The sequence below is a fragment of the Leclercia sp. LSNIH8 genome, from assembly GCF_002920195.1.
Lineage (GTDB): Bacteria > Pseudomonadota > Gammaproteobacteria > Enterobacterales > Enterobacteriaceae > Enterobacter.
This window is the reverse complement of the sequence record NZ_PQJY01000004.1, coordinates 231,732-255,914: the sequence shown is the minus strand read 5'-3', so window position 1 is coordinate 255,914 and position 24,183 is coordinate 231,732. Positions and strand designations below refer to the sequence as shown.

24 protein-coding genes and 3 tRNA genes are annotated in these 24,183 nt (G+C 54.9%); 11 read left to right on the top strand and 16 right to left on the bottom strand.

Annotated elements, in window-relative coordinates; all coding sequences use genetic code 11:
- The first annotated feature begins 50 nt into the window (after positions 1–50).
- Positions 51–1,262: a tyrosine transporter TyrP gene (gene tyrP / locus C3406_RS13245; RefSeq protein WP_103822419.1), complete on the top strand. Its 1,212-nt coding sequence runs from the start codon at positions 51–53 to the stop codon at positions 1,260–1,262.
- Between the two features lie 82 nt (positions 1,263–1,344).
- Here tyrP and C3406_RS13240 read toward each other — a convergent pair whose 3' ends face one another.
- Positions 1,345–2,013 carry a YecA/YgfB family protein gene (locus tag C3406_RS13240; RefSeq protein ID WP_103822420.1) on the bottom strand — a complete coding sequence of 223 codons (669 nt, stop codon included), beginning with the start codon at positions 2,011–2,013 and terminating at the stop codon, positions 1,345–1,347.
- Positions 2,014–2,420: 407 nt separating this feature from the next.
- Between C3406_RS13240 and C3406_RS13235 the strand changes: the two genes are divergently transcribed.
- The 5 genes from C3406_RS13235 (at position 2,421) to C3406_RS13215 (ending at position 7,442) form a co-directional block, all read left to right on the top strand.
- Positions 2,421–3,542 (top strand): branched-chain amino acid ABC transporter substrate-binding protein, encoded by a 1,122-nt coding sequence (locus C3406_RS13235; protein ID WP_103822421.1) that lies wholly within the window; start codon positions 2,421–2,423, stop codon positions 3,540–3,542.
- Between the two features lie 88 nt (positions 3,543–3,630).
- Positions 3,631–4,545, top strand: coding sequence for an ABC transporter permease subunit (locus C3406_RS13230; RefSeq protein ID WP_103822422.1), 915 nt, complete (start codon positions 3,631–3,633; stop codon positions 4,543–4,545).
- A 10-nt stretch (positions 4,546–4,555) separates the two neighbouring features.
- On the top strand, positions 4,556–5,857 hold the full coding sequence (gene livM, locus C3406_RS13225; protein WP_199182709.1) for a high-affinity branched-chain amino acid ABC transporter permease LivM: 1,302 nt from the start codon (positions 4,556–4,558) through the stop codon (positions 5,855–5,857).
- Positions 5,854–6,729: an ABC transporter ATP-binding protein gene (locus C3406_RS13220; protein WP_103822423.1), complete on the top strand. Its 876-nt coding sequence runs from the start codon at positions 5,854–5,856 to the stop codon at positions 6,727–6,729. The genes livM and C3406_RS13220 overlap by 4 nt, the downstream gene beginning before the upstream one ends.
- On the top strand, positions 6,726–7,442 hold the full coding sequence (locus C3406_RS13215; protein WP_103822424.1) for an ABC transporter ATP-binding protein: 717 nt from the start codon (positions 6,726–6,728) through the stop codon (positions 7,440–7,442). The genes C3406_RS13220 and C3406_RS13215 overlap by 4 nt, the downstream gene beginning before the upstream one ends.
- A 38-nt stretch (positions 7,443–7,480) precedes the next feature.
- On the opposite strand, the gene C3406_RS13210 is transcribed toward C3406_RS13215, so the two are convergent.
- The 4 genes from C3406_RS13210 to C3406_RS13195 all read right to left on the bottom strand — a co-directional run bounded on the left by C3406_RS13210 (position 7,481) and on the right by C3406_RS13195 (position 11,082).
- Positions 7,481–9,052 (bottom strand): phosphoethanolamine transferase family protein, encoded by a 1,572-nt coding sequence (locus C3406_RS13210; protein ID WP_103822425.1) that lies wholly within the window; start codon positions 9,050–9,052, stop codon positions 7,481–7,483.
- Between the two features lie 272 nt (positions 9,053–9,324).
- A complete protein-coding gene (locus C3406_RS13205) occupies positions 9,325–9,606 on the bottom strand; it encodes a heavy-metal-associated domain-containing protein (protein ID WP_103822426.1) in 282 nt (93 codons plus the stop codon).
- The gene (locus C3406_RS13200) at positions 9,603–9,959 is read right to left on the bottom strand and encodes a mercuric transporter MerT family protein (protein WP_103822427.1); all 357 of its coding nucleotides are present in this window, start codon (positions 9,957–9,959) and stop codon (positions 9,603–9,605) included. Before C3406_RS13200 ends, C3406_RS13205 begins: the two co-directional genes overlap by 4 nt.
- Positions 9,937–11,082 carry a transglutaminase-like domain-containing protein gene (locus C3406_RS13195; RefSeq protein ID WP_103822428.1) on the bottom strand — a complete coding sequence of 382 codons (1,146 nt, stop codon included), beginning with the start codon at positions 11,080–11,082 and terminating at the stop codon, positions 9,937–9,939. Before C3406_RS13195 ends, C3406_RS13200 begins: the two co-directional genes overlap by 23 nt.
- 531 nt (positions 11,083–11,613) lie before the next feature.
- Here C3406_RS13195 and C3406_RS13190 point away from each other — a divergent pair.
- The 4 genes from C3406_RS13190 to C3406_RS13175 all read left to right on the top strand — a co-directional run bounded on the left by C3406_RS13190 (position 11,614) and on the right by C3406_RS13175 (position 16,086).
- A complete protein-coding gene (locus tag C3406_RS13190; protein ID WP_103822429.1) occupies positions 11,614–12,597 on the top strand; it encodes an autoinducer 2 ABC transporter substrate-binding protein in 984 nt (327 codons plus the stop codon).
- A gap of 72 nt (positions 12,598–12,669) precedes the next feature.
- Entirely contained in the window at positions 12,670–14,151 is a 1,482-nt protein-coding gene (locus tag C3406_RS13185) for a sugar ABC transporter ATP-binding protein (RefSeq protein WP_103822430.1), read from the top strand.
- A complete protein-coding gene (locus tag C3406_RS13180) occupies positions 14,144–15,124 on the top strand; it encodes an ABC transporter permease (protein ID WP_103822431.1) in 981 nt (326 codons plus the stop codon). Before C3406_RS13185 ends, C3406_RS13180 begins: the two co-directional genes overlap by 8 nt.
- Positions 15,121–16,086, top strand: coding sequence for an ABC transporter permease (locus C3406_RS13175; RefSeq protein ID WP_103822432.1), 966 nt, complete (start codon positions 15,121–15,123; stop codon positions 16,084–16,086). The genes C3406_RS13180 and C3406_RS13175 overlap by 4 nt, the downstream gene beginning before the upstream one ends.
- 6 nt (positions 16,087–16,092) lie before the next feature.
- Here the strand turns inward: C3406_RS13175 and C3406_RS13170 are convergent, their stop codons facing one another.
- The 7 genes from C3406_RS13170 to uvrY all read right to left on the bottom strand — a co-directional run bounded on the left by C3406_RS13170 (position 16,093) and on the right by uvrY (position 20,029).
- Positions 16,093–16,275 carry a hypothetical protein gene (locus C3406_RS13170; RefSeq protein ID WP_103822433.1) on the bottom strand — a complete coding sequence of 61 codons (183 nt, stop codon included), beginning with the start codon at positions 16,273–16,275 and terminating at the stop codon, positions 16,093–16,095.
- A gap of 211 nt (positions 16,276–16,486) precedes the next feature.
- A tRNA-Leu gene (locus tag C3406_RS13165) sits at positions 16,487–16,573 on the bottom strand.
- Between the two features lie 12 nt (positions 16,574–16,585).
- Positions 16,586–16,659, bottom strand: a tRNA-Cys gene (locus C3406_RS13160).
- Between the two features lie 51 nt (positions 16,660–16,710).
- A tRNA-Gly gene (locus C3406_RS13155) sits at positions 16,711–16,786 on the bottom strand.
- Between the two features lie 152 nt (positions 16,787–16,938).
- A complete protein-coding gene (gene pgsA / locus C3406_RS13150; RefSeq protein WP_032612063.1) occupies positions 16,939–17,487 on the bottom strand; it encodes a CDP-diacylglycerol--glycerol-3-phosphate 3-phosphatidyltransferase in 549 nt (182 codons plus the stop codon).
- 56 nt (positions 17,488–17,543) lie between these two features.
- Entirely contained in the window at positions 17,544–19,376 is a 1,833-nt protein-coding gene (gene uvrC, locus C3406_RS13145) for an excinuclease ABC subunit UvrC (protein WP_103822434.1), read from the bottom strand.
- Positions 19,373–20,029, bottom strand: coding sequence for a UvrY/SirA/GacA family response regulator transcription factor (gene uvrY / locus C3406_RS13140; protein ID WP_103180122.1), 657 nt, complete (start codon positions 20,027–20,029; stop codon positions 19,373–19,375). Before uvrY ends, uvrC begins: the two co-directional genes overlap by 4 nt.
- Positions 20,030–20,501: 472 nt before the next feature.
- Here uvrY and C3406_RS13130 point away from each other — a divergent pair, with 472 nt between their 5' ends.
- Entirely contained in the window at positions 20,502–20,726 is a 225-nt protein-coding gene (locus tag C3406_RS13130; RefSeq protein ID WP_103180123.1) for a DUF2594 family protein, read from the top strand.
- Positions 20,727–20,792: 66 nt separating this feature from the next.
- Here C3406_RS13130 and sdiA read toward each other — a convergent pair whose 3' ends face one another.
- From sdiA to dcyD, 4 genes are all read right to left on the bottom strand, one after another.
- On the bottom strand, positions 20,793–21,515 hold the full coding sequence (sdiA, locus tag C3406_RS13125; protein WP_103822435.1) for a quorum-sensing transcriptional regulator SdiA: 723 nt from the start codon (positions 21,513–21,515) through the stop codon (positions 20,793–20,795).
- A 220-nt stretch (positions 21,516–21,735) separates the two neighbouring features.
- Complete coding sequence (gene tcyN, locus C3406_RS13120; RefSeq protein WP_103180125.1) at positions 21,736–22,488, bottom strand: L-cystine ABC transporter ATP-binding protein TcyN; 753 nt, start codon at positions 22,486–22,488, stop codon at positions 21,736–21,738.
- Entirely contained in the window at positions 22,485–23,153 is a 669-nt protein-coding gene (tcyL, locus tag C3406_RS13115; RefSeq protein WP_103180126.1) for a cystine ABC transporter permease, read from the bottom strand. The genes tcyN and tcyL overlap by 4 nt, the downstream gene beginning before the upstream one ends.
- A 21-nt stretch (positions 23,154–23,174) precedes the next feature.
- Entirely contained in the window at positions 23,175–24,161 is a 987-nt protein-coding gene (dcyD, locus tag C3406_RS13110; protein ID WP_103822436.1) for a D-cysteine desulfhydrase, read from the bottom strand.
- Positions 24,162–24,183 lie beyond the last annotated feature (22 nt).

Genomic DNA, 24,183 nt, shown 5'->3' with positions numbered 1-24,183 from the left:
ACTCTGCGCCGCAGATTTTGTCGTTGTGCCGTAGGGTTTTAGAGGAAAACGTGAAGAACAGAACGCTGGGTAGTATTTTTATCGTCGCCGGAACGACGATTGGCGCCGGGATGCTGGCGATGCCGCTGGCGGCGGCAGGTGTCGGGTTTGGCGTTACGCTGGTGTTACTGGGCGTGCTGTGGGCACTGATGTGTTACACCGCCCTGTTGCTGCTCGAAGTGTATCAACACGTTCCTGCCGATACCGGGCTGGGATCGCTGGCCGGGCGTTATCTGGGGCGATTCGGCCAGTGGATCACCGGCTTTAGCATGATGTTCCTGATGTATGCCCTGACGGCAGCCTACATCAGCGGCGCGGGTGAGTTGATCGCCTCCAGCATCAATGACGGGTTCAACGCTGATTTCTCCCCCGCCACCGGGGTGCTCTTATTTACCCTGATTGGCGGAGGCGTGGTCTGTGTGGGCACGTCGCTGGTCGATCTGTTCAACCGCCTCCTGTTCTCGGCAAAAATAGTCTTCCTGGTGGTGATGCTGGCCCTGCTGGCCCCGCATATTCATAAGGTCAACTTACTGACGCTGCCGCTGGAGAAAGGGCTGGCTCTGTCGGCTATCCCGGTCATTTTTACCTCGTTTGGTTTCCACGGCAGCGTGCCGAGCATTGTCAGCTATATGAATGGCAACGTGCGCAAGCTGCGCTGGATCTTTATCACCGGTAGCGCTATTCCGCTGGTGGCATACATCTTCTGGCAGCTGGTGACCCTCGGCAGTATCAACTCGTCGAGCTTCATGGGGATGCTGGCAAACCATAGTGGGCTGAACGGGCTGTTGCAGGCCGTACGCGAAGTGGTTGCCTCGCCGCACGTTGAGCTGGCGGTGCATCTGTTTGCCGATCTCGCCCTGGCGACCTCGTTCCTGGGGGTGGCGCTGGGCCTGTTCGACTACCTCGCCGACCTGTTCCAGCGCAGCCGCACGGTCAGCGGACGTATTCAGACCGGGGCAATCACCTTTCTGCCGCCGCTGGCCTTCGCGCTATTCTACCCACGGGGTTTTGTGATGGCGCTGGGTTACGCAGGCGTGGCGCTAGCGGTGCTGGCGCTGCTGCTGCCCTCGCTGCTGGTCTGGCAAAGCCGTAAGCACCATCCTGAAGGGAACTACCGGGTACCAGGCGGTAAGCCTGCGCTCTGTCTGGTCTTTGCCTGCGGGATCGCGATAGTCCTGGTGCAGTTCGGGATTACGGCGGGGTTGCTGCCAGAGGTGGGATAACGTGCAATGATGCCGGGTGGCGCTGCGCTTACCCGGCCTACGGATATTAAGGCCCGCGCAAGCGAAGCGCCGCCGGGCGCTGTTAATGCAGACAGCAGTTCTTGAATTTCTTGCCGCTGCCGCACGGACAGGGATCGTTGCGCCCCACTTTGGTGCCGTTGATCACCGGTTGCTGAGTAACCGGCGCTTGCGGGTTGGCAATCCAGTAGTTATACAGACGCAGCGCTGCCGGACGAATGCCCTCGATGCTCTGCTGGAACGCCTCTTCACTAAAGGAATCCAGGCGCTCAAAGTTCTCTTCGGAACCGTGCAGGGCAATTAAATCCAGATCGGCACGCAGCGACTCCGGCAGGGATGACCAGTCGGTCAGCGCCACGCCGCGCATATAGCCGAAGCACCACTCTTCCACCACGGTATAGGTTTGACCGTCGACATCGTTCATGCCGAACATCGGTTCAAACTGATCCGGGTAGTCGCTCAGGCGTTCGGCGATATCGTTCATGTGCTTGAAGCAGAGATCGATGAAGCGGTTCATCTCACGCTCGTTCTTCCAGCGCGGAATGTTCTTTTCGCCGCCCCACACCGCCACCAGCCAACGATCTGGTTCCACTACCACGGGGCCGGACAGCACCGCGGTCAGCATACCGTCGAGTTCTGAAACATCCATAACGGACTCGTCATCATGACCGTAGGTCATTAAGGTCTCTTCCAGCCACTCCATTTCGGTTTCGTTTAACGGGCCTTCGGTCATGGGTAGATCTCCTGCAGAATAGAATGGCGTGCTGGGTAACACAGAAACGGTTCTCTTCCCTGTTGATCCGCGGTCTTTGCTGGTGCAAAAACGCTTAAATCGTGACCGTTGCACAACTTATGTGCTTTGTTGTTAATGAGATGTGATCCCCGCTGTAATTTCACTTCGTGGTGCCGGGCGGCGTAAAACGGCGCTCTATACTGAAAATTGTCGAAACAAGGCCCTACGCTGCCCGTTCTGGCAACCATTTTGCTTAATGTTGTTCTGTCGAGGAAATGCGTCAGACACCCTCGCCTGTTTCTGCAGTTTGTCGTCCGTTTAGTGCAATGCATTTTTGGATTGGGTACGCCTTCAGGCGTTCGACTACACACGGTTGTGCAAAAATCACTCAGAAAAGGTAGATCATAATGTCGCTGAAATTCATCAGAAGTCCTCTTTCTCTTGTTCTGGCAGGCTGCCTGGTCACGGCGTTTTCCGTCCAGGCTGATATCGTGATTGGTGTGGCGGGTCCCTTTACCGGGCCGAACGCCACGTACGGGGATCAGTACTGGCACGGCGCAACGCAGGCTGCGGAAGATATCAACGCCGCGGGCGGCATTAATGGTGAAAAGATCAAACTGGTGCAGGGCGATGACGCCTGCGAACCGAAGCAGGCTGTGTCGGTGGCTAACCGGCTGGTGGATCAGGATAAAGTCAAAGCCGTGGTCGGCCACTTCTGCTCCTCCTCCACCATGCCAGCCTCAGAGGTCTATAACGACGCCGGCGTGCTGGCCATCACCCCCGGCTCTACTAACCCGCAGATCACCGAGCGCGGCATGAGCGACATGTTCCGCATGTGCGGGCGCGATGATCAGCAGGGCCAGATCGCCAGCGATTTCATTATCGACAAGCTGAAAGCCAAACGGGTGGCGATTATTCACGACAAGGACACCTACGGACAGGGTCTGGCGGATGCTACCAAAGCGGCGCTGGCAAAACGTGGCGTGCAGAACGTGATGTATGAAGGGCTGTCCCGCGGCGAGAAAGACTTTAACGCGCTGGTGACCAAAATCGGCGCCCAGAAGCCAGACGTGGTCTTCTTTGGCGGCTGCCATCCGGAAGCGGGCCCGCTGGTGCGTCAGATGCGTGAGCAGGGCGTGCAGGCGAAATTCTTCTCCGGGGACTGCATCGTCAACGAAGAGATGGTCACCGCTGCCGGGGGTGCGCAGTACACCAACGGCATCTACATGACCTTCGGCAAAGACCCGCGCCTGATCCCGGAAGGCAAAGCGGTGATCGACAAATTCCGCGCCAGTAAATTCGAGCCGGAAGGCTATACCCTCTACGCCTACGCCTCTGTGCAGGCCATTGCTGCGGCATTTAAAGCTGCGGGCGGTGCCGATCCAGCCAAAGCCAGCGAATGGCTGAAAGCCAATTCGGTGGATACCGTAATGGGCAAAAAATCCTGGGACAGCAAAGGCGACCTGAAAGTCTCCGACTACGTGGTGTACGAGTGGGACGACAAGGGCAAATATCAGGAAGTGCAGTAACCGCTCAACGTCGGTATGGCGACATACCGACGCACTATAACCATCGGGCCGCAGCGCAACCTGCGGCCTGTAACACAAGCGCGCGATAATGGAAACTTTCTTTCTGCAGCAGCTAATCAATGGCTTAACGCTGGGGTCGGTCTACGGATTGATCGCCATCGGCTATACCATGGTCTACGGCATTATTGGCATGATTAACTTCGCCCACGGCGAAGTCTATATGATCTCCGCCTATCTCTGCGCCATCGGCCTGGCGCTCCTCTCCTTCTTCGGGCTGGAATCTTTTCCGCTGCTGATCCTCGGCACGCTGGTCTTCACCATCGTGGTAACCGGCGTCTATGGCTGGACCATCGAACGCATCGCCTATAAACCGCTGCGTAACTCTACGCGCCTGGCCCCGCTGATCTCCGCCATCGGCATGTCGTTGATCCTGCAAAATTACGCTCAGCTCAGCCAGGGCCCACGCCAGCAAGGGGTGCCCACCATGCTCGATGGTGTGCTTCGCTTTCACATTGGCGAAGGTTTTGTGCAGATCACCTACACCAAAGTCTTCATTCTGATCGCCTCGTTCACCGGGATGCTGGTGCTGACCTGGATCATCAGCCACACCCGTTTAGGGCGGATGTGTCGCGCCGTGCAGCAGGATCGCAAGATGGCGTCGATTCTCGGCATTAATACCGACCGGATTATCTCCCTGGTGTTTGTGATTGGCGCGGCGATGGCAGGGCTGGCGGGCGTGCTGATCACCATGAACTACGGCACCTTTGATTTTTACGCCGGGTTTATTATCGGGATTAAAGCCTTTACCGCCGCCGTGCTCGGGGGGATCGGCTCCCTGCCCGGCGCCATGTTAGGGGGGTTAATCCTCGGCATCGCCGAGGCGCAGTTCTCCGGCATGGTCAACACCGATTATAAAGATGTCTTCTCCTTTGGGTTGCTGGTGGTGATCCTTATTTTCCGTCCTCAGGGACTGCTTGGCCGCCCCGTCGTGGCCAAAGTGTGAGAGAAACAACATGACGTCACAGATCGTTTCACAGCCCGTTGCTCACGACGGCTTTTCACTCAAACGCTGCCTCCTCGACGCCATTTTTGCGGGCATGGTCGCGCTGATTATTTTCGGTCCGGTGGCGGGTGTGGTGCTGGATGGCTACAGCTTTAACTTCGAAGGGCGGCGCCTGGCGTGGATCATCGCCACGGTAATGACAGGACGTTTCTTACTTAGCACCTTTTTAATGACCGCGCCGGGCAGGCGTCTCTCCGCGCGTTTCGAGAGCGACAGCGCCGGGGTTTACGTCCGCCCGCCGGAGTACAAAAGCCGGATGCGCTGGATCCTGCCGCTGATAATCGCTCTGGCGGTCTGTTTTCCTTTCGTCGCCACCAAATACGTGCTGACGGTGGCAATCCTCGGCCTGATCTACGTTCTGCTCGGCCTCGGGCTAAATATCGTGGTCGGGCTCGCGGGGCTGCTGGATCTTGGCTACGTCGCCTTTTACGCTATCGGTGCCTACGGGCTGGCGCTGGGCTATCAGTATCTGGGGCTCGGCTTCTGGACCATGCTACCCCTGGCGGCACTCATGGCCGCTGCCGCAGGCGCCCTGCTCGGCTTCCCGGTGCTGCGGATGCACGGCGACTATCTGGCGATTGTGACCCTCGGCTTCGGGGAGATCATCCGTCTGGTGCTGAACAACTGGCTGACCTTTACCGGCGGGCCGAACGGCGTCTCCGCCCCGCCCCCCACTTTTTTCGGGCTGGAGTTTGGTCGGCGGGCGAAAGATGGCGGCGTCCCGTTCCACGAGTTTTTTAACCTGACCTTTAACCCCAATCTGAAGTTCATCTTCATCTACGCCGTGCTGCTACTGGTGGTGCTAGTGGTGCTCTACATCAAGCATCGCCTGACGCGAATGCCCATTGGCCGCGCCTGGGAAGCGCTGCGCGAAGACGAAATTGCCTGCCGCTCCATGGGCCTCAACCATGTGCTGGTCAAGCTGTCAGCCTTTACCCTTGGGGCGTCGACCGCGGGGATCGCCGGGGTATTCTTCGCCACCTATCAGGGGTTCGTTAACCCCACCTCGTTCACCTTCTTTGAGTCGGCCCTGATCCTCGCCATCGTGGTGTTGGGCGGAATGGGCTCCACCGTCGGGGTGGTGCTGGCGGCCTTCGTGCTCACCGTGACACCGGAGCTGTTGCGCACCTTTGCGGAGTACCGGGTGCTGCTCTTTGGCGTGTTAATGGTGGTAATGATGATCTGGCGGCCACGCGGCCTTATCCGTATCAACCGCAGCGGCTTCGCGGTGCGAAAAGGAGTGGCGCCATGAACGGGACTATCCTGAGCGTGGAGCATCTGATGATGCATTTTGGCGGCATTAAGGCGCTAAACGACGTCAATCTGGAGGTGCAGCGCGGCTCTATCACCGCCCTGATCGGGCCAAACGGCGCGGGGAAAACTACGGTCTTCAACTGTCTGACCGGGTTTTATAAAGCCTCCGGCGGCAATATTCTGTTCAATACCCGCAGCAAAACCACCAACGTGATCCAGGTCCTCGGGCAGAAATTCCAGCCGGGAGACTGGATCAACCCGGCGCAGTTCGGCCAGCGTCTCTACTACAAGATGTTTGGCGGCACCCATCTGGTCAACCGGGCCGGGCTGGCGCGTACCTTCCAGAATATCCGCCTGTTCCGCGAGATGTCGGTGGTGGAGAACCTGCTGGTGGCCCAGCATATGCAGGTGAACCGCAACCTGCTGGCCGGGGTGCTGAATACCCCCGCCTATCGCCGGGCGGAGAGCGACGCCCTGGATCGGGCCTTCTACTGGCTGGAGGTGGTGGATCTGGTGGACTGCGCCAACCGGCTGGCGGGCGAGATCTCCTACGGCCAGCAGCGGCGACTCGAAATTGCCCGCGCCATGTGTACCGGCCCGGAGATGATCTGTCTTGATGAACCGGCCGCCGGGCTGAACCCGGTGGAGACCCACACGTTGAGTAACATCATCCGCTTCCTGCGCGATCGCCATGACATCACCGTCCTGCTGATCGAGCACGATATGGGCATGGTGATGGAGATTTCCGATCACATCATCGTCCTCGACCACGGAGATGTGATCGCCCAGGGTAAACCCGAACAGATCCAGCACGATGAAAAAGTCATTGCCGCCTATCTGGGCACCGATGAGAGCGAGGTCAGTGTATGAGTGAGGCGATGCTGGAGTTTCGTCAGGTGGATGTCTATTACGGGGTGATCCAGGCGCTAAAGCAGGTTTCGTTGCAGGTGAATCCCGGCGAAACCGTAGCGCTGATCGGCGCTAACGGGGCGGGAAAATCGACCCTGCTGATGTCGATTTTCGGCCAGCCCCGGGTGCGCGACGGGCAAATTCTGTTTTGCGGCGAAGATATTAGCCATAAATCGACCCACTATGTCGCTTCGGGCGGCATCGCCCAGGCCCCGGAAGGACGGCGCATTTTCCCGGATATGACGGTAGAAGAGAACCTGCTGATGGGGACCATCCCCATTGGCAACCAGCATGCGGCCGAGGATCTGCAGAGCATGTTTGACCTCTTTCCGCGCCTGAAAGAGCGGCGAAAACAGCGGGCAATGACCATGTCCGGCGGCGAACAACAGATGCTGGCCATCGCCCGGGCCCTGATGAGTCGGCCAAAACTGCTGTTGCTCGATGAGCCGAGCCTGGGTTTAGCGCCGATAGTGGTGAAGCAGATCTTCCAGACCCTGCGGGAGCTGGCCCGCAACGGGATGACCATTTTTCTGGTGGAGCAGAACGCGCACCATGCGCTGAAGCTCTCCGACCGGGGCTATGTAATGGTCAACGGCCAGATCCGCCTGAGCGGCAGCGGCGAAGAGCTGCTCGGCAATCAGGAGGTCAGAAAGGCTTATCTGGGCGGTGTCTGAGCGGAAGCCCGCCAGTCAGGTCTCCCTGACTGGCGTTATCAATGAAGATCGTCAGGCAGCTGCGCGTAATTCACTTTCTGCTGCTTAAAGTTGGTCACCGTGGGAGAGCCCACATCCTGCTCCGAGACAAAGGCGTATTTCGGGCTTAACTCTTTCGCCTCGATCCCGGTCCAGACGGAGAAGAAATCGAGAAAATCATTGGCAGAGCGGCGGGCTTTAATCAGGCGATGCTCTTTGTCGTCGCTCGACATGATCATAAAGGGCACCTGATAGTTTTGCTGGAAGGCATCACCATGCCCCATATACTGCCCCCCGGTCAGACGGGATTTATAGGTCAGACCGTGATCGGAGAAATAGACCATCGAGAAGCTGTCGCCGCTATTTTGTAGCTGCTGATAAAGCTGTTTTAACAGGTTGTCGGTCTGGGTGATGCTGTAGATGTAGCAGGAGGTCTCTTTCGACTGCACAAATTCACCATATTTTCCCTGGGTGCGCTCGCAGGCCTGGGGATGTGAGCCCATTAAATGCAGGACGATCAGCTGCGTTTGGCTGTGGCGGGTAGAAAGCACCTGCTGCGTCATCTGTAATAAGGTTTCATCCCGGGGATTATTTTCATCTTCATAATAGCCTTTGCGTAAAAACTGCACGTTATTGGCACGCTTCGCAATACTGGCGACAGCGGTATCGTTTTCACCAATTTGTCCCTGATTGGAGAACCACCAGGTCTGGAATCCGGCGCGGTTTGCCAGCGTGACGAAGTTATTTTGGTACTCCGGATTTCCCCCGCTCACCCGGGTCATGGAGAGGCCCAGCGAGGTTTGGGTGGAGGCACTGGAGGAGACATAATCCGTGAACAACGTGCCCTTCACCGTGCTGGCAAAGGGGGTGTTATTCCACTGCCCGCCAAAAGCACCTAAGGCATCCCGACGCGCACTTTCACCGATCACCACCACGTAATTGTGGTAGCGAGGTTTCACCGCCAGCACGGTCCAGTCGTCCTTCAGTTTAGCCAGCTCCAGCATGTGTGCTTTTTCCTGCACCACTTCGTGGTTGTTGATCACCACATCTTTTACGAAGCGGAACACCGGATAGCCCACATCCAGCAGGGTGAAGTTTCCCCAGTGGACCAGGTTTTTCATCGGCGTCATAAAGAAACAGGCGACGCTGAAGGCCAGACAGATCATATCGATACGGCGCCAGGGCTGTTTAGGCGTAATTTTACGCCGGAGCGCCACCCCGCCCAGCGCCAGAATGATCAATGAGACCAGATAGCTGTGCCACGGGAATATTGTCAGGATCTCGACGGACTCACTGAAGTTGGTGGAGTGCAGCGCCAACAGAGTATTAAAGTTCGGTGCGCCATAGGCCTGCTCAAACGGGAAGTAGATGGCCGCCAGCAGGCTACACAGGGCAATAAACCCTTTCTGCACGCGAGGCGCGATCCGCCACAGGACAAAAAGCACACAGCTAAATGCCACTGAATAGAGCAGGCTGAATGAATATCCAAACGAATAATTAATCAGTACGGATTGCAGAAAATAAAAAGCGGCCCACGGATTAAGGGTAACATCGCGCATCCAGAGGGTATATTTACTCGCGGTTATATTCATATTGACCGTAATCCACAATAAGCTGCAGCGACGGAATAACCCATCGTCATAAAAAGCGATATAAGGATAAAAATGGAGCAATTGATAGAGAAACTTATTCTAAGATAGAGCGCGCGGGCAGGAAGGTCAACGTTTTGTAACGTAATATTTATGAAACTGAAGTAATATCATCATAATTTATCAATATTTGTGTGATAGGGCGCCTTTCCTGGTATTTCAGAAAGGCGCCAGTACGACAATAATAATTAAGCCATAATGCGTAATTATTATATTTACGGTTTTTCAATACGGTTCACGGTTGCCGTATATCCCGTTTTCGCCACCGCCTGTAATAATGTCTCCGTCGGGAAACCTTCCGGGACGATGACGTCGGTTTGGCGCGTCTTCAACGACGCTTTCGCTTTCACCACCCCTTCCGTTTCACGCAGGGCCTGGTTAACCGAAATGACGCACAGCGAACAGGTCATGCCCTGCACATCCAGCACCACTTTTTCATTCGCGGCCTGGGCAAACAGCGGAAGCAGCAGACAGGCGCTTATTAACAGTCGTTTCATTCCATCACCTCATAAATCCAGGCTACCACCGTGGGGTAGAACAGCACCAGCAGCAGTACCGGCAGCGAGAGCCAGAACAGTAAACGCATCTGCCCCAGGGTGAAACGCCCGGTACACCACAGCCTTTTTGAAAAATAGAGCCGCCAGAACACCCGCAGCATCAGCCCGAGGGAGAGCGCAATCATCGGCAGGCGCAGAAACTCAAACTGGCTGAGCCCGGCAAACCCCGCCGCTGAGATTCCAAAAAGCAGGTAGAGCAGCGGTCCGACGCAGCAGAGCCCGGCGGTAACGGCAGCCGCGGCTGCCGTCAGCAGGGTAAGGCCTGCCCCCTTAGCGTTGTTCAGTTGAGACATAGTGGTAAGTGAACACCTTTGGATCGTAAAAATTGATCGGATCGCCGTCCACCTCGGCATAGGGGTAGCCAAAGTTATTTACCGCCCCCTGCTCCGTCGCCGGGTACAGCTCGAAATCGCGCCCGTAGTTGAAGCCCACCCAGTTCATCTCCCAGTTGCCAAACAGGTAAGCATTCACCGCCTGCACATCGGGATCCTGATGGGCTTTTTTCTCCGCCAGACGCATTTTGGTGACGTCCGCCGGGTCGCACGGCAGCCAGCCATAACCGGCCAGATAAAACTCCGCCCGGCAGTGCTGCCCGCCGCTGACGTCCGCCACCCCCGCGCTGTCGGCCTTGCCGAAGGCGCTGGCGGAGTAGCGCTCCAGTTTGTTGGCACGGCCCAGGCGGATGCCGAACAGTTCCCGCGCCGGGATGCCGCTGGCGCGCGCCAGGGCAACAAATACCGAGCTGATGTCGGTGCATTTGCCGCTGAGCTTGCCGCTTTGCAGAATGGTCGTCACATCGCCGGTGCCGCAGCCGATCACGTCGTTATCGCGCTCCATATGGCTGCTGACCCATTCGTAGAGCAGGCGCGCTTTCTTCAGTGGATCGGTTTCGCCGCCGGTAATTTTTTGCGCCGTTTCGCGTACCAGGCCATCAACCGGTGTGTGCGTTGTTGGCAGCAGGTATGGCTTCACCGCCAACGGATAAACAATCTGCTCCGGTGCCTGCCAGTTTTTCAGCGCGTCATGTTTCAGCGGCTCCCAGTCCGCCGTTTCGATCTCAAGATCGAGCTGAAGCAGCAGATCGCCTTCACTTTTTGGCCAGGTTGCGAACAGGGTTTTCGCGCCATAGGTGTTGTTGGTGGTGACATAGGCCTGCTGATAGTTGCCGGTAAACGCCATGCCGGTCATCTGCTGAAAGGCAGTATCCACCGGGAGCGGGATCCACAGCTTAACGACGCCGCTGGAGCCCTGCGGCGGCGTCAGTTTATAGGTTTGCGACAAGACAAAGCGGCGGCGCATCACCGGTGCGGCAAGCGGACCGTTGTTTTGCACTACCGTCTTGCTGGCAACGGCCGGGCCCACCAGGCCTGCGGCAGAAAGAAGAACGCTATTTTTAAGAAATTGTCGACGCTGCATGGCTATCTGTCCCTTGAAAATGAGTCTGGCGACGGCAAAACGGGCCGACAGCACAGAGGATCATCACAGCAGACAGGCGCTGGCGCGAAGCGATGGGATTTATTCATCAATAACAGACCTGTTAACTGTGAATGATAGAAATTTTGGAGACGGTATTAGGCGCTTTTCAGCGTCGGTTGTACAGGCTTGAGGTCAAAAAAAGCGGCAGTTTCCCTTAAACGCGCCATACCGTTGCTTCAGCCCGGCGGATGGCGCAGGAAGCCTGATAAGTGACGGAAATCCCAAAACAGAGTATTGGCATAATAGTCCATGCGATAAGCCAGTAGTTCCATAACATTATAAATATGAAAACCCTACTGTTAATTCTTTAATCCAGCGGAGCTAACTCGCTATTTCCCCTGACTTTATCCGGGATAAAGTCTGCGAGGGAAGGATTATTATCACCTAATATTAAAAATGAACACGGGTAGGTCAAACAGCGAAACAACGTTATCACTATCATTTATTTTCACCACCATTCAGAGGTATGAGATGAGTAAAATGTGCTTAACAAAATTACTGTCGGCTGGTTTGCTCGGATTGATGGTATTTTCCACTTCCGCAATGGCGAAAGAAATTGAAGTGGTAAATATTTCAAAAATAGATGGCATGCCCTGGTTTAATCGTATGGGGGAAGGTGTCACCAAAGCCGGCAGTGACCTCGGTATTAAAGCCTCTCAGGTAGGCCCTTCCAGCACCGATGCCCCGCAGCAGGTGAAAATTATTGAGGACTTAATCGCGAAAAAAGTATCGGCGATCGGGATTGTCCCCAACGATGCCGATGTGCTCGAGCCGGTATTTAAAAAGGCGCGGGATGCTGGCATCGTGGTATTAACCAACGAATCCCCGGGGCAACCGAGCGCCAATTGGGACGTTGAAATTATTGATAACGAAAAATTTGCCGCCGATAACGTCGAAGAGATGGCCAAAGCCATGGGCGGTAAAGGAGGCTATGTTATTTATGTCGGCAGCCTGACCGTGCCGCAACATAACCTGTGGGCGGATTTGTTCGTCAAATATCAGAAAGAGCACTACCCGGATATGCATGAAGTCACCAGCCGTATGCCGGTGGCCGAGAATATCGACGATGCCCGCCGGACCACCATCGACCTGATGAAAGCTCACCCCGACCTGAAAGGGATTGTCTCCTTTGGCTCTCAGGGACCAATCGGCGCGGGCCGCGCGGTGAAAGAGAAACGGGCGAAAGGCAAAGTGTTTGTTTACGGCATGATGATCCCCTCTCAGGCCGCTTCCCTGATTAAGAGCGGTGATATCGCCATGGGCATCACCTACGACCCGGCCTCTGCGGGTTACGCCATTACCGCCGTGGCCGACAAGGTTCTGAAGGGAGAAGAGATTACCCAGGGTCTTGAGATCCCTAACCTCGGTAAAGCGGATGTGGATACTGAAAAACGCATCATCAAATTCCACAAAGTCCTGCGCGTGACGAAAGAAAATATCGACAGCCTGTATTAATCCGTTGGTTCTGCACGCCCTGCTGCGATGGTCGCAATAAGGGCGTGCTGTGTGAGCCCCTGAGAGGTAATAATGGAGCCGTTTATTTCACTGGGTCATATCAGCAAAACGTTCTACGGTGTGAAAGCGCTGGATAACATCGACCTGACGCTATTTCCCGGGGAGGTCCATTGTCTGGCCGGGCAGAACGGCTGCGGCAAATCGACGCTGATTAAAATTATTTCTGGCGTCTATAAACCCGATCCCGGCTTTCAGATCGTCATTGACGGCAAGCCCCGCTCCCACCTCTCCCCCATCGACTCGGTGAAAGCCGGGATACAGGTTATTTATCAGGATCTCTCTCTGTTCCCGAACCTCACCGTGGCGGAAAACATCGCTATCCACCAGCATCACCATAACCTGCTGGTGAATAAGGGTGAGATCCATCGCATCGCCGCGCGCACCGTGAAAAGTATTGAGGCGGAGCTGGATCTGGATGCCAATGTGGAGTCTCTGCCCATTGCCCAGCGCCAGATTGTGGCGATCTGCCGGGCGCTGGCCCAGGAAGCCAGGCTGATTATTATGGATGAGCCCACCGCCTCCCTCACCATGCAGGAGGTAAAAGGACTGCTGCGGGTGATTGGCGATTTAAAGAAAAGGAATATTTGCGTCGTGTTTGTCAGCCACCGTCTGGATGAAGTGCTCTCTATTTCCGACCGTATCAGCGTACTCAAAAATGGCGCCCTGGTTGGCACCTGGCCTGCCAGCGACATCAATAATAAAAAACTCGCTTTTCTGATGACCGGTAAAGAGTTTTCGTATGCGCTATTACCGCCGGTAGAAAAACTTGGCGACGTAGCGCTGAGCGTTAAGAACCTCACTAAACATCATCAATACACGAACATCTCATTTCAGGTGCATCAGGGTGAGATCCTCGCCATTACCGGATTACTCGGTGCGGGCAGAACAGAGCTTTGCCTGAGCCTGTTTGGGCTCACGCAGCCTGACTCCGGGGAGATAGTGCTGGCAGGCAAAGCGGTGCGCTTCGCAAGCAACCGGGATGCGATCAATGCCGGGATTGGCTATGTCTCCGAAGACCGGATGAGCACCGGCCTGGTGATGGAACAGTCCATCAACGACAACATTATCTCTACCGTGCTTCGACGGCTTAAAACGCCTTTTAAATTGTTAGACAGAACCAAAGCGGACCGCGTCGTCGCCGATTTAGTCGAGCAACTGAGCATTAAAATTGGCAGCGTCAACCTGCCGGTCAATACCCTCTCCGGGGGCAATGCCCAGCGTGTGGCGATAGCCAAATGGCTGGCGATCAATCCCAGGGTGCTGATCCTCGACTCCCCCACCGTCGGGGTGGACATTGCCAATAAAGCGGGGATCTATCAAATCATCTCCGCCCTGTCGCGCCAGGGGATCGCGGTGCTGATGATCACCGATGAGATCGATGAAGCCTACTTCAATAGCCATCGTATTCTAGTCATGCGCAAGGGTGAGATCGTCGCGGAACTCCTCCCGGAAAAGACCTCGGAAGCCGCGCTGGCGGAGGTGGTTAATGGTTAATAAATTCGGGATCAAAACCCACGAGCTGTTTTTAAGCCTGACCATACTGGTGATTGGCGGCTACCTGTCGTTTGCCAGCAGCGACTTTCTGACGCTCGGCAATATCTACGATCTGATCAATAACTACGCCATGCTCACTATTCTGGCTTGCGGCTTGTTTATTGTGCTGATTTCCGGCGGGATCGATATCTCCTTTCCAGCCATGACCATCATTTCACAGTACGTGATGGTGACGCTGATTCAGGGTACCAGCGGAAACTTTGCCCTCGCGTTTGCGCTGGCCGGGGGGCTGGGATTGCTGCTCGGGTTGATCAACGCCACGCTGGTCAACCGTCTTAACGTGCCCTCCATCATTATCACCATCTCAACCCTGAATATTTTTTACGGCCTGCTGCTCTACCTGACCAAAGGCGTCTGGCTCTACAGCTATCCTGAGTGGTTTGAAGAGGGAGTGATGCTGTTCAAATTCACCGCCGCAGATGGCTACGACTATGGCTTAAGCCTGCCGATCATCACCCTGCTGGCAGTGGTGGCGTTAACCGGCTTCATCATGAATAAAACCAGCGTCGGGCGGATGATTTATGCCATGGGCGGCAACCGGGAGGCGGCCTCCCGCATGGGATTTGGCATCTTTAAAATGCAGCTGTTTGTCTATGGCTACATGGGGCTGATGTCCGGCGTGGCTGGCGTGGTGCAATCCGCGACCGTCTTAACCGTCGCGCCCGACTCTCTGCTGGGCTACGAACTGACGGTACTCGCTGCCGTGGTGTTAGGCGGAACCAGTATCGTCGGCGGGCGCGGCACCTTACTCGGCACCCTGTTAGGGGTGATTTTACTCGCCGTGCTGCAGAACGGTCTTAACCTGTTAGGGATCTCCTCGTACTGGCATACGGTCGTTACCGGGGTGGTGATTGTCACCAGTATCAGCATGACGGCATGGAGTCAGCGTAAAGGTCAGGGAGTCATAGTATGAGCGCCAATAAAACCCAGGATCGCGTCGAGATTTACCTGAGCGTGTTAATCGCGGTGGTGGTGATCGCGTTCAGCTTCCTGATACCCTCGGTGTTCTGGTCAGCCGCTAACTTCCAGTCCATTGCCTCGCAAATGCCGATCCTCGGCGTGCTGGCCCTCGCGATGGCGGTGACGATCCTCACCGGGGGGATCAACCTGTCCATCATCGCCACCATGAACGCCTGCGGTCTGGTGATGGCCTGGGTCGCTACCCATTATCCTCCAACCTTCAGCAGCATGCTGCTGGTGATTGCCGCCGGGTTAGTCATGGCCCTGGCGATCGGTTCGGTGATTGGATTTTTGGTCGCCGTGGTGCGGGTCTCGCCGATTTTAGCCACCCTTGGGATCATGACCCTGTTGAAAGGCATTAATATCCTTATCTCCAAAGGTTCGGCGATTTCTAACTTCCCGGACTATATTCTGGTGATTAACAGCACCAATATCCTCGGCATTCCGCTGCCGCTGCTGGTCTTTCTGGCGGTGGTGGTCGTATTGTGGGTGATCCTCGAAAAATCCGCTTTCGGGCGCACCCTCTACCTGATCGGCTCTAACGAGCAGGCGACCCACTACTCTGGGATAAATACCCGTAAAACGCTTATCTGGGTCTATGTGCTCTCCTCAGTACTGTGCGTGATTGCCGCCCTGCTGATGATGTCGAAACTCAATTCAGCCAAGGCCTCTTACGGTGAATCTTATCTGCTGGTGTCGATTCTGGCGGCTGTGCTGGGCGGGGTAAATCCGGACGGAGGCTTCGGTAAAGTCTTTGGCATGGTGATGGCGCTGATCCTGCTCCAGATGCTGGAGAGCGGCCTCAATATTCTGGGCGTGAGCAGCTACATCACCATGGCCCTGTGGGGCGGCTTGCTGTTAGCGTTTATCTTCCTGAAGGGGGCGCAGATCTCGCGTCTGTTTGGTAAACCCTGATCGCCGCTAATTCTGCTCGCTGCGCCGGTTGGTGTGATCGCCACTGCGCTGTTGGTCCGGATCATCATCCTGCTTACCATGGCGGATGGGATGGCCCTGGCTGTCATAGATGATATCGTCATCGCCCGCAGCCCAGGCGCATGATGCAGCGAAGGTCACTAACGCGGTAATCAAGGTCAGTTTGTTCATTTTGAACCCCTCGCGAAGTTGTCGTTATTAGCGAGTACTACCTTTTTACAGAATAGTTATCCGTAACGCGAAGCTGGTCGTAAAGAAAGGTGATTAATTCCGGTGAATACGAGGAAAGTTTGAGAGGGCGATGAAATTTGAAGCACAAAAAAACCACCTTTCGGTGGTTTCACGACACTGCTTATTGCTTTGATTATTCTTGTCTTTCCCATGGTAGCCGGAGTGGGACTTGAACCCACACAGCGCGAACGCCGAGGGATTTTAAATCCCTTGTGTCTACCGATTCCACCATCCGGCCTCGGGAAGAAAGTGGAGGCGCGTTCCGGAGTCGAACCGGACTAGACGGATTTGCAATCCGCTACATAACCGCTTTGCTAACGCGCCTTAAATCTTTTGTCTTACGACTGACACCCGCTATTGCGCATGTCTTAAATTTGGAGCGGGAAACGAGACTCGAACTCGCGACCCCGACCTTGGCAAGGTCGTGCTCTACCAACTGAGCTATTCCCGCATTCATCAAGTCATTATGCTAATCACTTGATTTTGCTATCGACTAACAGGCCGTGCCGTCGTTCGATGCGTTGCATTCTACTTACCTGACGCTTTGAGTCAACGTTAATTTTCGCAAGGATAGATCGTTTGCTGAAAATTGCGCCGAAACGATCACTGATCAAGCAAATCCCCGCGCGCGGCGTTCAAATATTGCAACATTGACCACAGGGTCAGCACCGCCGCGACCATAAACAGGCCAATACCTGCCCACTCTACCCACTCGTTTGGACGCCACAGCATCCATACCAGCGCCGCCATCTGCGCGGTGGTTTTGACCTTACCGATCCAGGAGACAGCCACGCTGCTGCGTTTACCCAGCTCCGCCATCCACTCGCGCAGGGCAGAGATAATAATTTCACGGGCAATCATGGTCGCCGCAGGCAGTGTGACCCACCAGCTGTGATAGTGCTCAACCACCAGCACCATGGCGATGGCCACCATCACCTTGTCAGCCACCGGGTCGAGAAACGCGCCGAAACGGGTGCTTTGATTCCAGCGACGCGCCAGGTAGCCATCGAACCAGTCAGTGACTGCCGCAACAAAAAAGATAAGTGCACATGCGAAAGGCGCCCAGACAAATGGCAGATAAAACGCCAGTACGAAGAAAGGAATGAGAACGACGCGGAAAAGCGTCAGCAATGTAGGGATATTTAATCGCATAGTGACGGTAACTGTTTGTTGTCAGTAATTATTAGCCCTATGTTGCTACAGAGCCCTCAATGTTTCAACGAGTAGTAGATCTTTTCTGCCAGCCCTTGCGAAATACCTGGCACTTTTGCAATTTCCTCTACGCTGGCGTTGAGTAATCCTTGCAAACCGCCCATATATTTCAGCAACATCTGGCGACGTTTTGGCCCGACCCCTTCGATCGTTTCCAGAGTACTGGTATTTTTTACTTTTGCCCGTTTTTTACGGTGACCGCTAATGGCATGAGCGTGCGACTCATCGCGAATATGCTGGATCACATGGAGCGCAGGTGAGTCCGGCGGCAGGCTAAAGCCCTCCCCTTCCGGCTCAAGGAACAGCGTCTCCAGCCCGGCTTTACGATCGGTGCCTTTCGCCACGCCCAGCAGCAGCGGATGATGCTTATCCCAGCTTACATCCAGTTCGGCAAAAACGGATTTTGCCTGGGCGAGCTGGCCTTTACCACCGTCAATCAGGATAACGTCCGGGATCTTACTCTCTTCAATAGCTTTCCCATAGCGACGGCGCAGCACCTGGTTCATGGCCGCGTAATCGTCACCGGGAGTGATATCCGTAATGTTGTAGCGCCGGTACTCCGCCCGTAGCGGTCCGTTAGCATCAAATACCACGCAGGAGGCCACCGTCTGCTCCCCCATCGTATGACTGATGTCGAAACACTCCATCCGTTTCACTTCCGGCAGCTTAAGCACGGTTGCCAGCGCGATAAGACGCTGATGGACAGTCGACTGCTGCGACAGTTTGGTGGTCAACGCCGTTGCCGCATTGGTGCGCGCCAGCTTGAGGTAGCGGGCACGATCGCCGCGCGGTTTGGTCTGTACGTTAACCCGGCGTCCCGCCAGCTCCGACAGCGAATCTGACAGCAGCGTTTTATCGCTGAGATTAAAATCGAGCAAAATTTCCGACGGCAGGGTTCGCATCTGGCTGCCCTGCAAATAGAACTGGCCGACAAAGGTCTCGACCACTTCACCCAGTTCGGTACCGCCTGGCACTTTAGGGAAATAGCTGCGGCTGCCCAGCACCTTACCCTGGCGGATAAAGAGTACATGGACGCAGGCCATGCCCGCATCGAACGACACGCCAATCACGTCCAGGTCATCGCCGGTATTGGAGACAAACTGTTTTTCCGTGACCCGTCGTACCGCCTGGATCTGATCGCGGATCCGTGCCGCCTCTTCGAAGTTCAGCGCCTGGCTGGCCTTCTCCATGCGGGCAATAAGCTGGTTCAGCACCTGATCGTCTTTACCAGCCAGGAACAGGCGCACATATTCTACCTGTTGTGCGTACTCCTCTTCGCTGACCAGCCCTTCCACACAGGGCCCAAGGCAACGACCAATCTGATACTGCAGACAAGGGCGAGAGCGGTTGCGATAGACACTGTTTTCGCACTGGCGAATCGGGAATATCTTCTGCAGCAGCGCCAGCGTTTCCCGAACGGCGTAGCCGTTAGGGAACGGGCCGAAATACTCACCTTTCGCATGTTTGGCACCGCGATGGGTAGCCAGACGCGGATGGGTATCGCTGCTGAGAAAAATAAACGGGTAGGATTTGTCGTCACGCAGCAGCACGTTATAACGCGGCTGGTAGAGCTTGATGTAGTTATGCTCCAGCAACAGCGCTTCGGTCTCTGTGTGGGTCACAGTGACGTCGATCTGCTGGATCTGAGCGACCAGGGCTTCAGTTTTGCGGGAGGCAAGATTGCTGCGGAAATAGCTGGAAAGACGCTTCTTAAGATCTTTCGCTTTACCGACGTAAATAACCGTCCCGCCTGCGTCATACATCCGGTAGACGCCTGGCTGGCTGGTGACGGTTTTCAGGAAAGCACTGGAATCAAACACTTCACTCACTGACTAATTAGGGTCTCGGCATTGCACAGACCATGACGGATGGCCAGGTGAGTGAGTTCGACATCGCCATGAATGTTCAGCTTACTGAACATACGGTAGCGGTAGCTGTTCACCGTTTTCGGGCTGAGATTAAGCTGCTCAGAGATCTCATTCACCTTCTGGCCTTTGGTAATCATCAGCATAATCTGCAATTCGCGCTCAGACAAACTGGCAAACGGTGATTCGGTCTTTTCTGGTTCAATCTGGCTGAGCGCCATTTGCTGCGCGATATCAGAAGCGATATAGCGCTGCCCGGAATAGACAGAACGGATAGCGTTAACAACTTCCTGAGGGGCTGCGCCCTTGCTCAGGTAGCCCGCGGCGCCCGCCTGCATCACTTTTGCAGGAAGGGGATTTTCAGTGTGAACCGTCAGCATGATTACTTTGGTATCAACCCAGGCGCGCGCGATTTTACGCGTTGCTTCCAGGCCGCCAATACCGGGCATGTTCATGTCCATCAGGACAACATCTGCACTATTCGTCCGGCACCATTTTACGGCATCTTCACCGCAGCAGGCCTCGCCAGCAACTTTTATACCTTTAATATCTTCAAGAATGCGTCGTATCCCTGCGCGCACCAGTTCGTGGTCATCAACAAGAAGGACGTTGATCAAAGGAAATTCTCCAGAATAGGGATAACGCTACAGACAGTTAATTCGGCTCATATTAACGTTTTTTATCGCAAACTGAAAACGTTAAAAAATGCAGGCCTTCGTTATAACTCTCTTTTTTGGAAATTAACTTGTACATCAACTGGAAACGGAAGCCTTGCGCCATGCGGCTCAGGCACCATTTTTCAGGTTGATGTTTTCAAAAATTTACAAATTTTAGGGGCTATTTTTTTATTGTTAAAATACCTCACTCAATTTTGTAACAATAATTAACCTGCTAACTACCTTAGTTAAACAATACCCTCCGCTTAACGTCTTAAAAGTGTAGGGCGAACGGTCGTTCAATTAAATAAACAAAACGGCTGAAAGTACAAAAAACAAGCACTGCGTTTTTTTTTAAGGCTTGTGGTATACTCCGCCGCCTTGAACTTTTGAACTATGCGCTCAAGCGCCGTTTTTATCATGAGGAAAATAAATGAGCACACCTGATTTTGCCACTGCTGAGAATAATCAAGAACTGGCACAGGAAGTCTCCTGTCTGAAATCTCTGTTGACCCTGATGCTGCAGGCGATGGGCCAGGCGGATGCCGGTCGTGTGATCATTAAGATGGAACGCCAGATTGCCCAGATGGAAGACCAGGCTCAGGCTGAGGTATTTTCCAGCACCGTTAAGCAAATCAAACAAGCTTACCGTCAATAAAACAAAAACGGCTGAAAGCAATGCATTCAGCCGTTTACTCGCCTGCCACGCAGAACTGAAGTGTAGTCAGATAATTCCCGTCGCTGCCGCATAGCAGGCTATTTGCGTTTTATTCGGCGCATTGAATTTCTTCTGCATATTCTTCTGGTGGAAGTTCACCGTATTCTCAGAGATAGAGAGAATAATTGCTATTTCTGCCGAGGTTTTGCCTTCCGCTGTCCATTTCAGGATCTCCTTCTCGCGCTTACTGAACTTCATCTCGGGTGGCATCACCATTTCATGCTCCAGGCGTAGCAGCGTGGTCAAGGCCATTTGCACCAGCATTTGCAGACGCAACTCAACCACTTCATTCGCCATCATATTGACCGGCAGGCTGGTGCTGGAGACCGACAGGAACCCCATCGCATGATTAGGCAGCATCAGACACTGAGTGATCCCTTTGCGCAGACCGTGGTCGCGCGCGCCGTCCCATAAGGGCTGCGCATCGGCAAATAAGGCGTCGTTCCAGGGTAAGTGCCCGTGGACGAAATTCTCGGGTTTCAGCACAGGATCGATGGTGAAATAATTTTCCGCCTGATAGTGCGCCATCCACTGTTGCGGATAGGTTGAGTGCACCGAGACTTTCGGTCGGGTAAACGGTACCGGATGACGGACGCAGAGAGCGAAATACTCATAACCCAGGTTCTGAGTTTGACGCTGAAGTTCGGGATATACCTCGCTGGCGGATGTCATCCCCTGAAAACGGAGATAGCACTCCCGTCGCCATGTAAAAAAGTCTAAATCCTTTATACCAAGTGAATGAAGCCCCTGTAAAGATAATCATTATTATGATTTCTTAAATTAACACATAAATCTTATTTATATGTATAAAATATCGACCCTGAGGTAATTATCTACAGATTTTATGCACTTAGGGGGTTTGTGGCGGGATAAAATCGCGGGACCATTCATTTCAGGGATGAATATTTTGCTCCGGAGATTAATTCCGGAGCAATTAAAAGCAAATATGCTACTGCATCAGGAATTTCTCAAGGAATTGCCGGGTACGGGGCTGCTGAGGATCGGCAAACAGCGCTTTCGCCGGCCCCTGCTCCACAATACGCCCCTGATCCATAAAAATCGCCCTGTCTGCCACGTCGCGGGCAAAGCTCATCTCATGGGTGACAATGACCATAGTACGTTTCTCCTGTGCCAGCTGGCGAATGGCATTCAGCACCTCCCCCACCAGCTCCGGATCCAACGCTGAGGTAGGTTCATCAAACAGGATCACGTCAGGTCGCATCGCCAGGGCGCGGGCAATTGCCACACGCTGCTGCTGTCCACCGGAGAGACGGCGCGGGTAACTGCCCTCTTTCCCGGAAAGCCCCACTTTCGCCAGTAACTCCCGGGCGCGGGCTGTGGCCTCCTCTTTGGGTTCGCCTTTGACAATCACCGGCCCTTCAATGATGTTTTCCAGCACCGTGCGGTGAGGAAACAGGTTAAAGCTCTGGAAGACAAAGCCGACATGCTGACGCAGACGACGAATCAGCCCTTTTTGCTGACCCAGCGACTTACCGGTATCAATGGTGATGTCACCCACGCGAATGGTGCCGGCTTCCGGATGCTCCAGCAGGTTGATACTGCGCAGCAGCGTGGTTTTACCGGACCCGCTGGGCCCGATAATCGCCACCACTTCGCCCTCCTGCACTTCCAGGTCGATACCATGCAGCACCGTCTGGCCATGGAATTTCTTCACCAGGTTTTTAACGTCGATAGCACTCATTTCGGATCACGCTCCTGGCGGTTAAGCTGGTTTTCAAAATAGTTTTGCAGCGCGGACAGCACGGTTGCCATGATCCAGTAGATCAGCGAGGCGGCCAGATACATGGTAAAGACCTCCAGCGTGCGCGAGGTGATCAGCTGCGCCTGGCGGAACAGCTCCGGCACCTGAATGGTGGCCGCCAGCGAGGTGTCTTTTACCAGGCTGATAAAGCTGTTGCTGAGCGGCGGCAGCGCCACGCGCGCGGCCTGCGGCAGAATTGCCCGGCGCAAAGTCTGCCACGGCGTCATCCCGATACTGGCTGCGGCTTCCCACTGGCCTTTGTCGATGGAGGAGATAGCTGCACGCAGGGTTTCCGCCGCATAGGCAGCAGTATTAAGCGACAGACCGATCATTGCCGCCGGGATGGGATCCAGCTCAATACCAAACTGCGGCAGGCCGTAGTAAATCATAAACAGCTGGGCAATCAGCGGCGTGCCGCGGAAGATGGAAATATAAAAACGCGCCAGCCAGCGCACGGGCAGCAGAGGCGACATGCGCATCAACGCCAGCACAAAGCCCAGCACCAGACCGAAAAACATCCCGCCAATACTCAGCTGCAGCGTAAATACTGCGCCTTTCAGCAGGAAGGGCAACGAATCAATCACCAGTTGAATACTTTCTTGCATTATGATTTTTCTGCCTGTGATTTAGACATGAGGATGGTAGGCAAAGAGAGCGGGCGCCCCGCCAGTATGAATAAACAGAATCGGGCCTTCATCTTTAAAGCGTTTCTGTTCGATCCCGTCAATAAGCCCGGCCATGGCTTTGCCGGTATAGACCGGATCCAGCAAAATCCCTTCAAGACGCGCCAGCAGTTTCACCGCCTCGGTCCCCTCATCATTAGGGGTGCCGTAGCCCGGCGCGAAATAGTCATCCCACAGCACTATATCTGCATTCGCGCTGACCTCCAGCTGCTGTGCCACCGCCTGTTGCAACGATACTACCTTCGGTTTTTGATCGGCTACGCTGCGTGATACGGTAACGCCAATCAGCTCAACCTCCGGCATCAGCTGCTCCAGTCCTACCGCCAGCCCAGCATGGGTACCTGCACTGCCGGAGGCCACCACCACCGAGGAGAGGCCGACTGTGCCTTCGCACTGCTGGGCAATTTCCAGGGCGCTTTCGACGTAGCCCAACGCACCCAGCGCATTCGAACCGCCAACCGGGATCACATACGGGCGAAAACCCTGGGCTTCAACGCGGGTCGCCAGCTCATTCAGCTGCGCCACGGGATCGGTCAGCGCATCGCACATCTCTATCTGCACGTTGAACAGATCCAGCAGCAAGCGGTTGCCGTTGCTGAGGTAGTTTTCTGCCTTTGTGCCAATCGGGTTTTCCAGCAGGGCGATACAGTGCAGGCCCAGCTTAGCCGCCACGGCCGCGGTCTGGCGAACATGGTTCGACTGGATGGCGCCTGCGGTGATCAGCGTGTCGGCGCCTTCACGCAGCGCATCCGCCGCGAGGAACTCCAGCTTGCGCAGTTTGTTGCCCCCCATTGCTATGGGCGTCACGTCATCACGTTTGATAAGGATGTCGCGCCCCAGGTAATCCGATAAGCGCGGCAAATACTCCAGCGGCGTCGGCGCGCCGATAAATTCCAGCCGCGGAAAACGCGTCAGGTTCTGTAATGACATGAAAACCTCCATAACCCTGTCT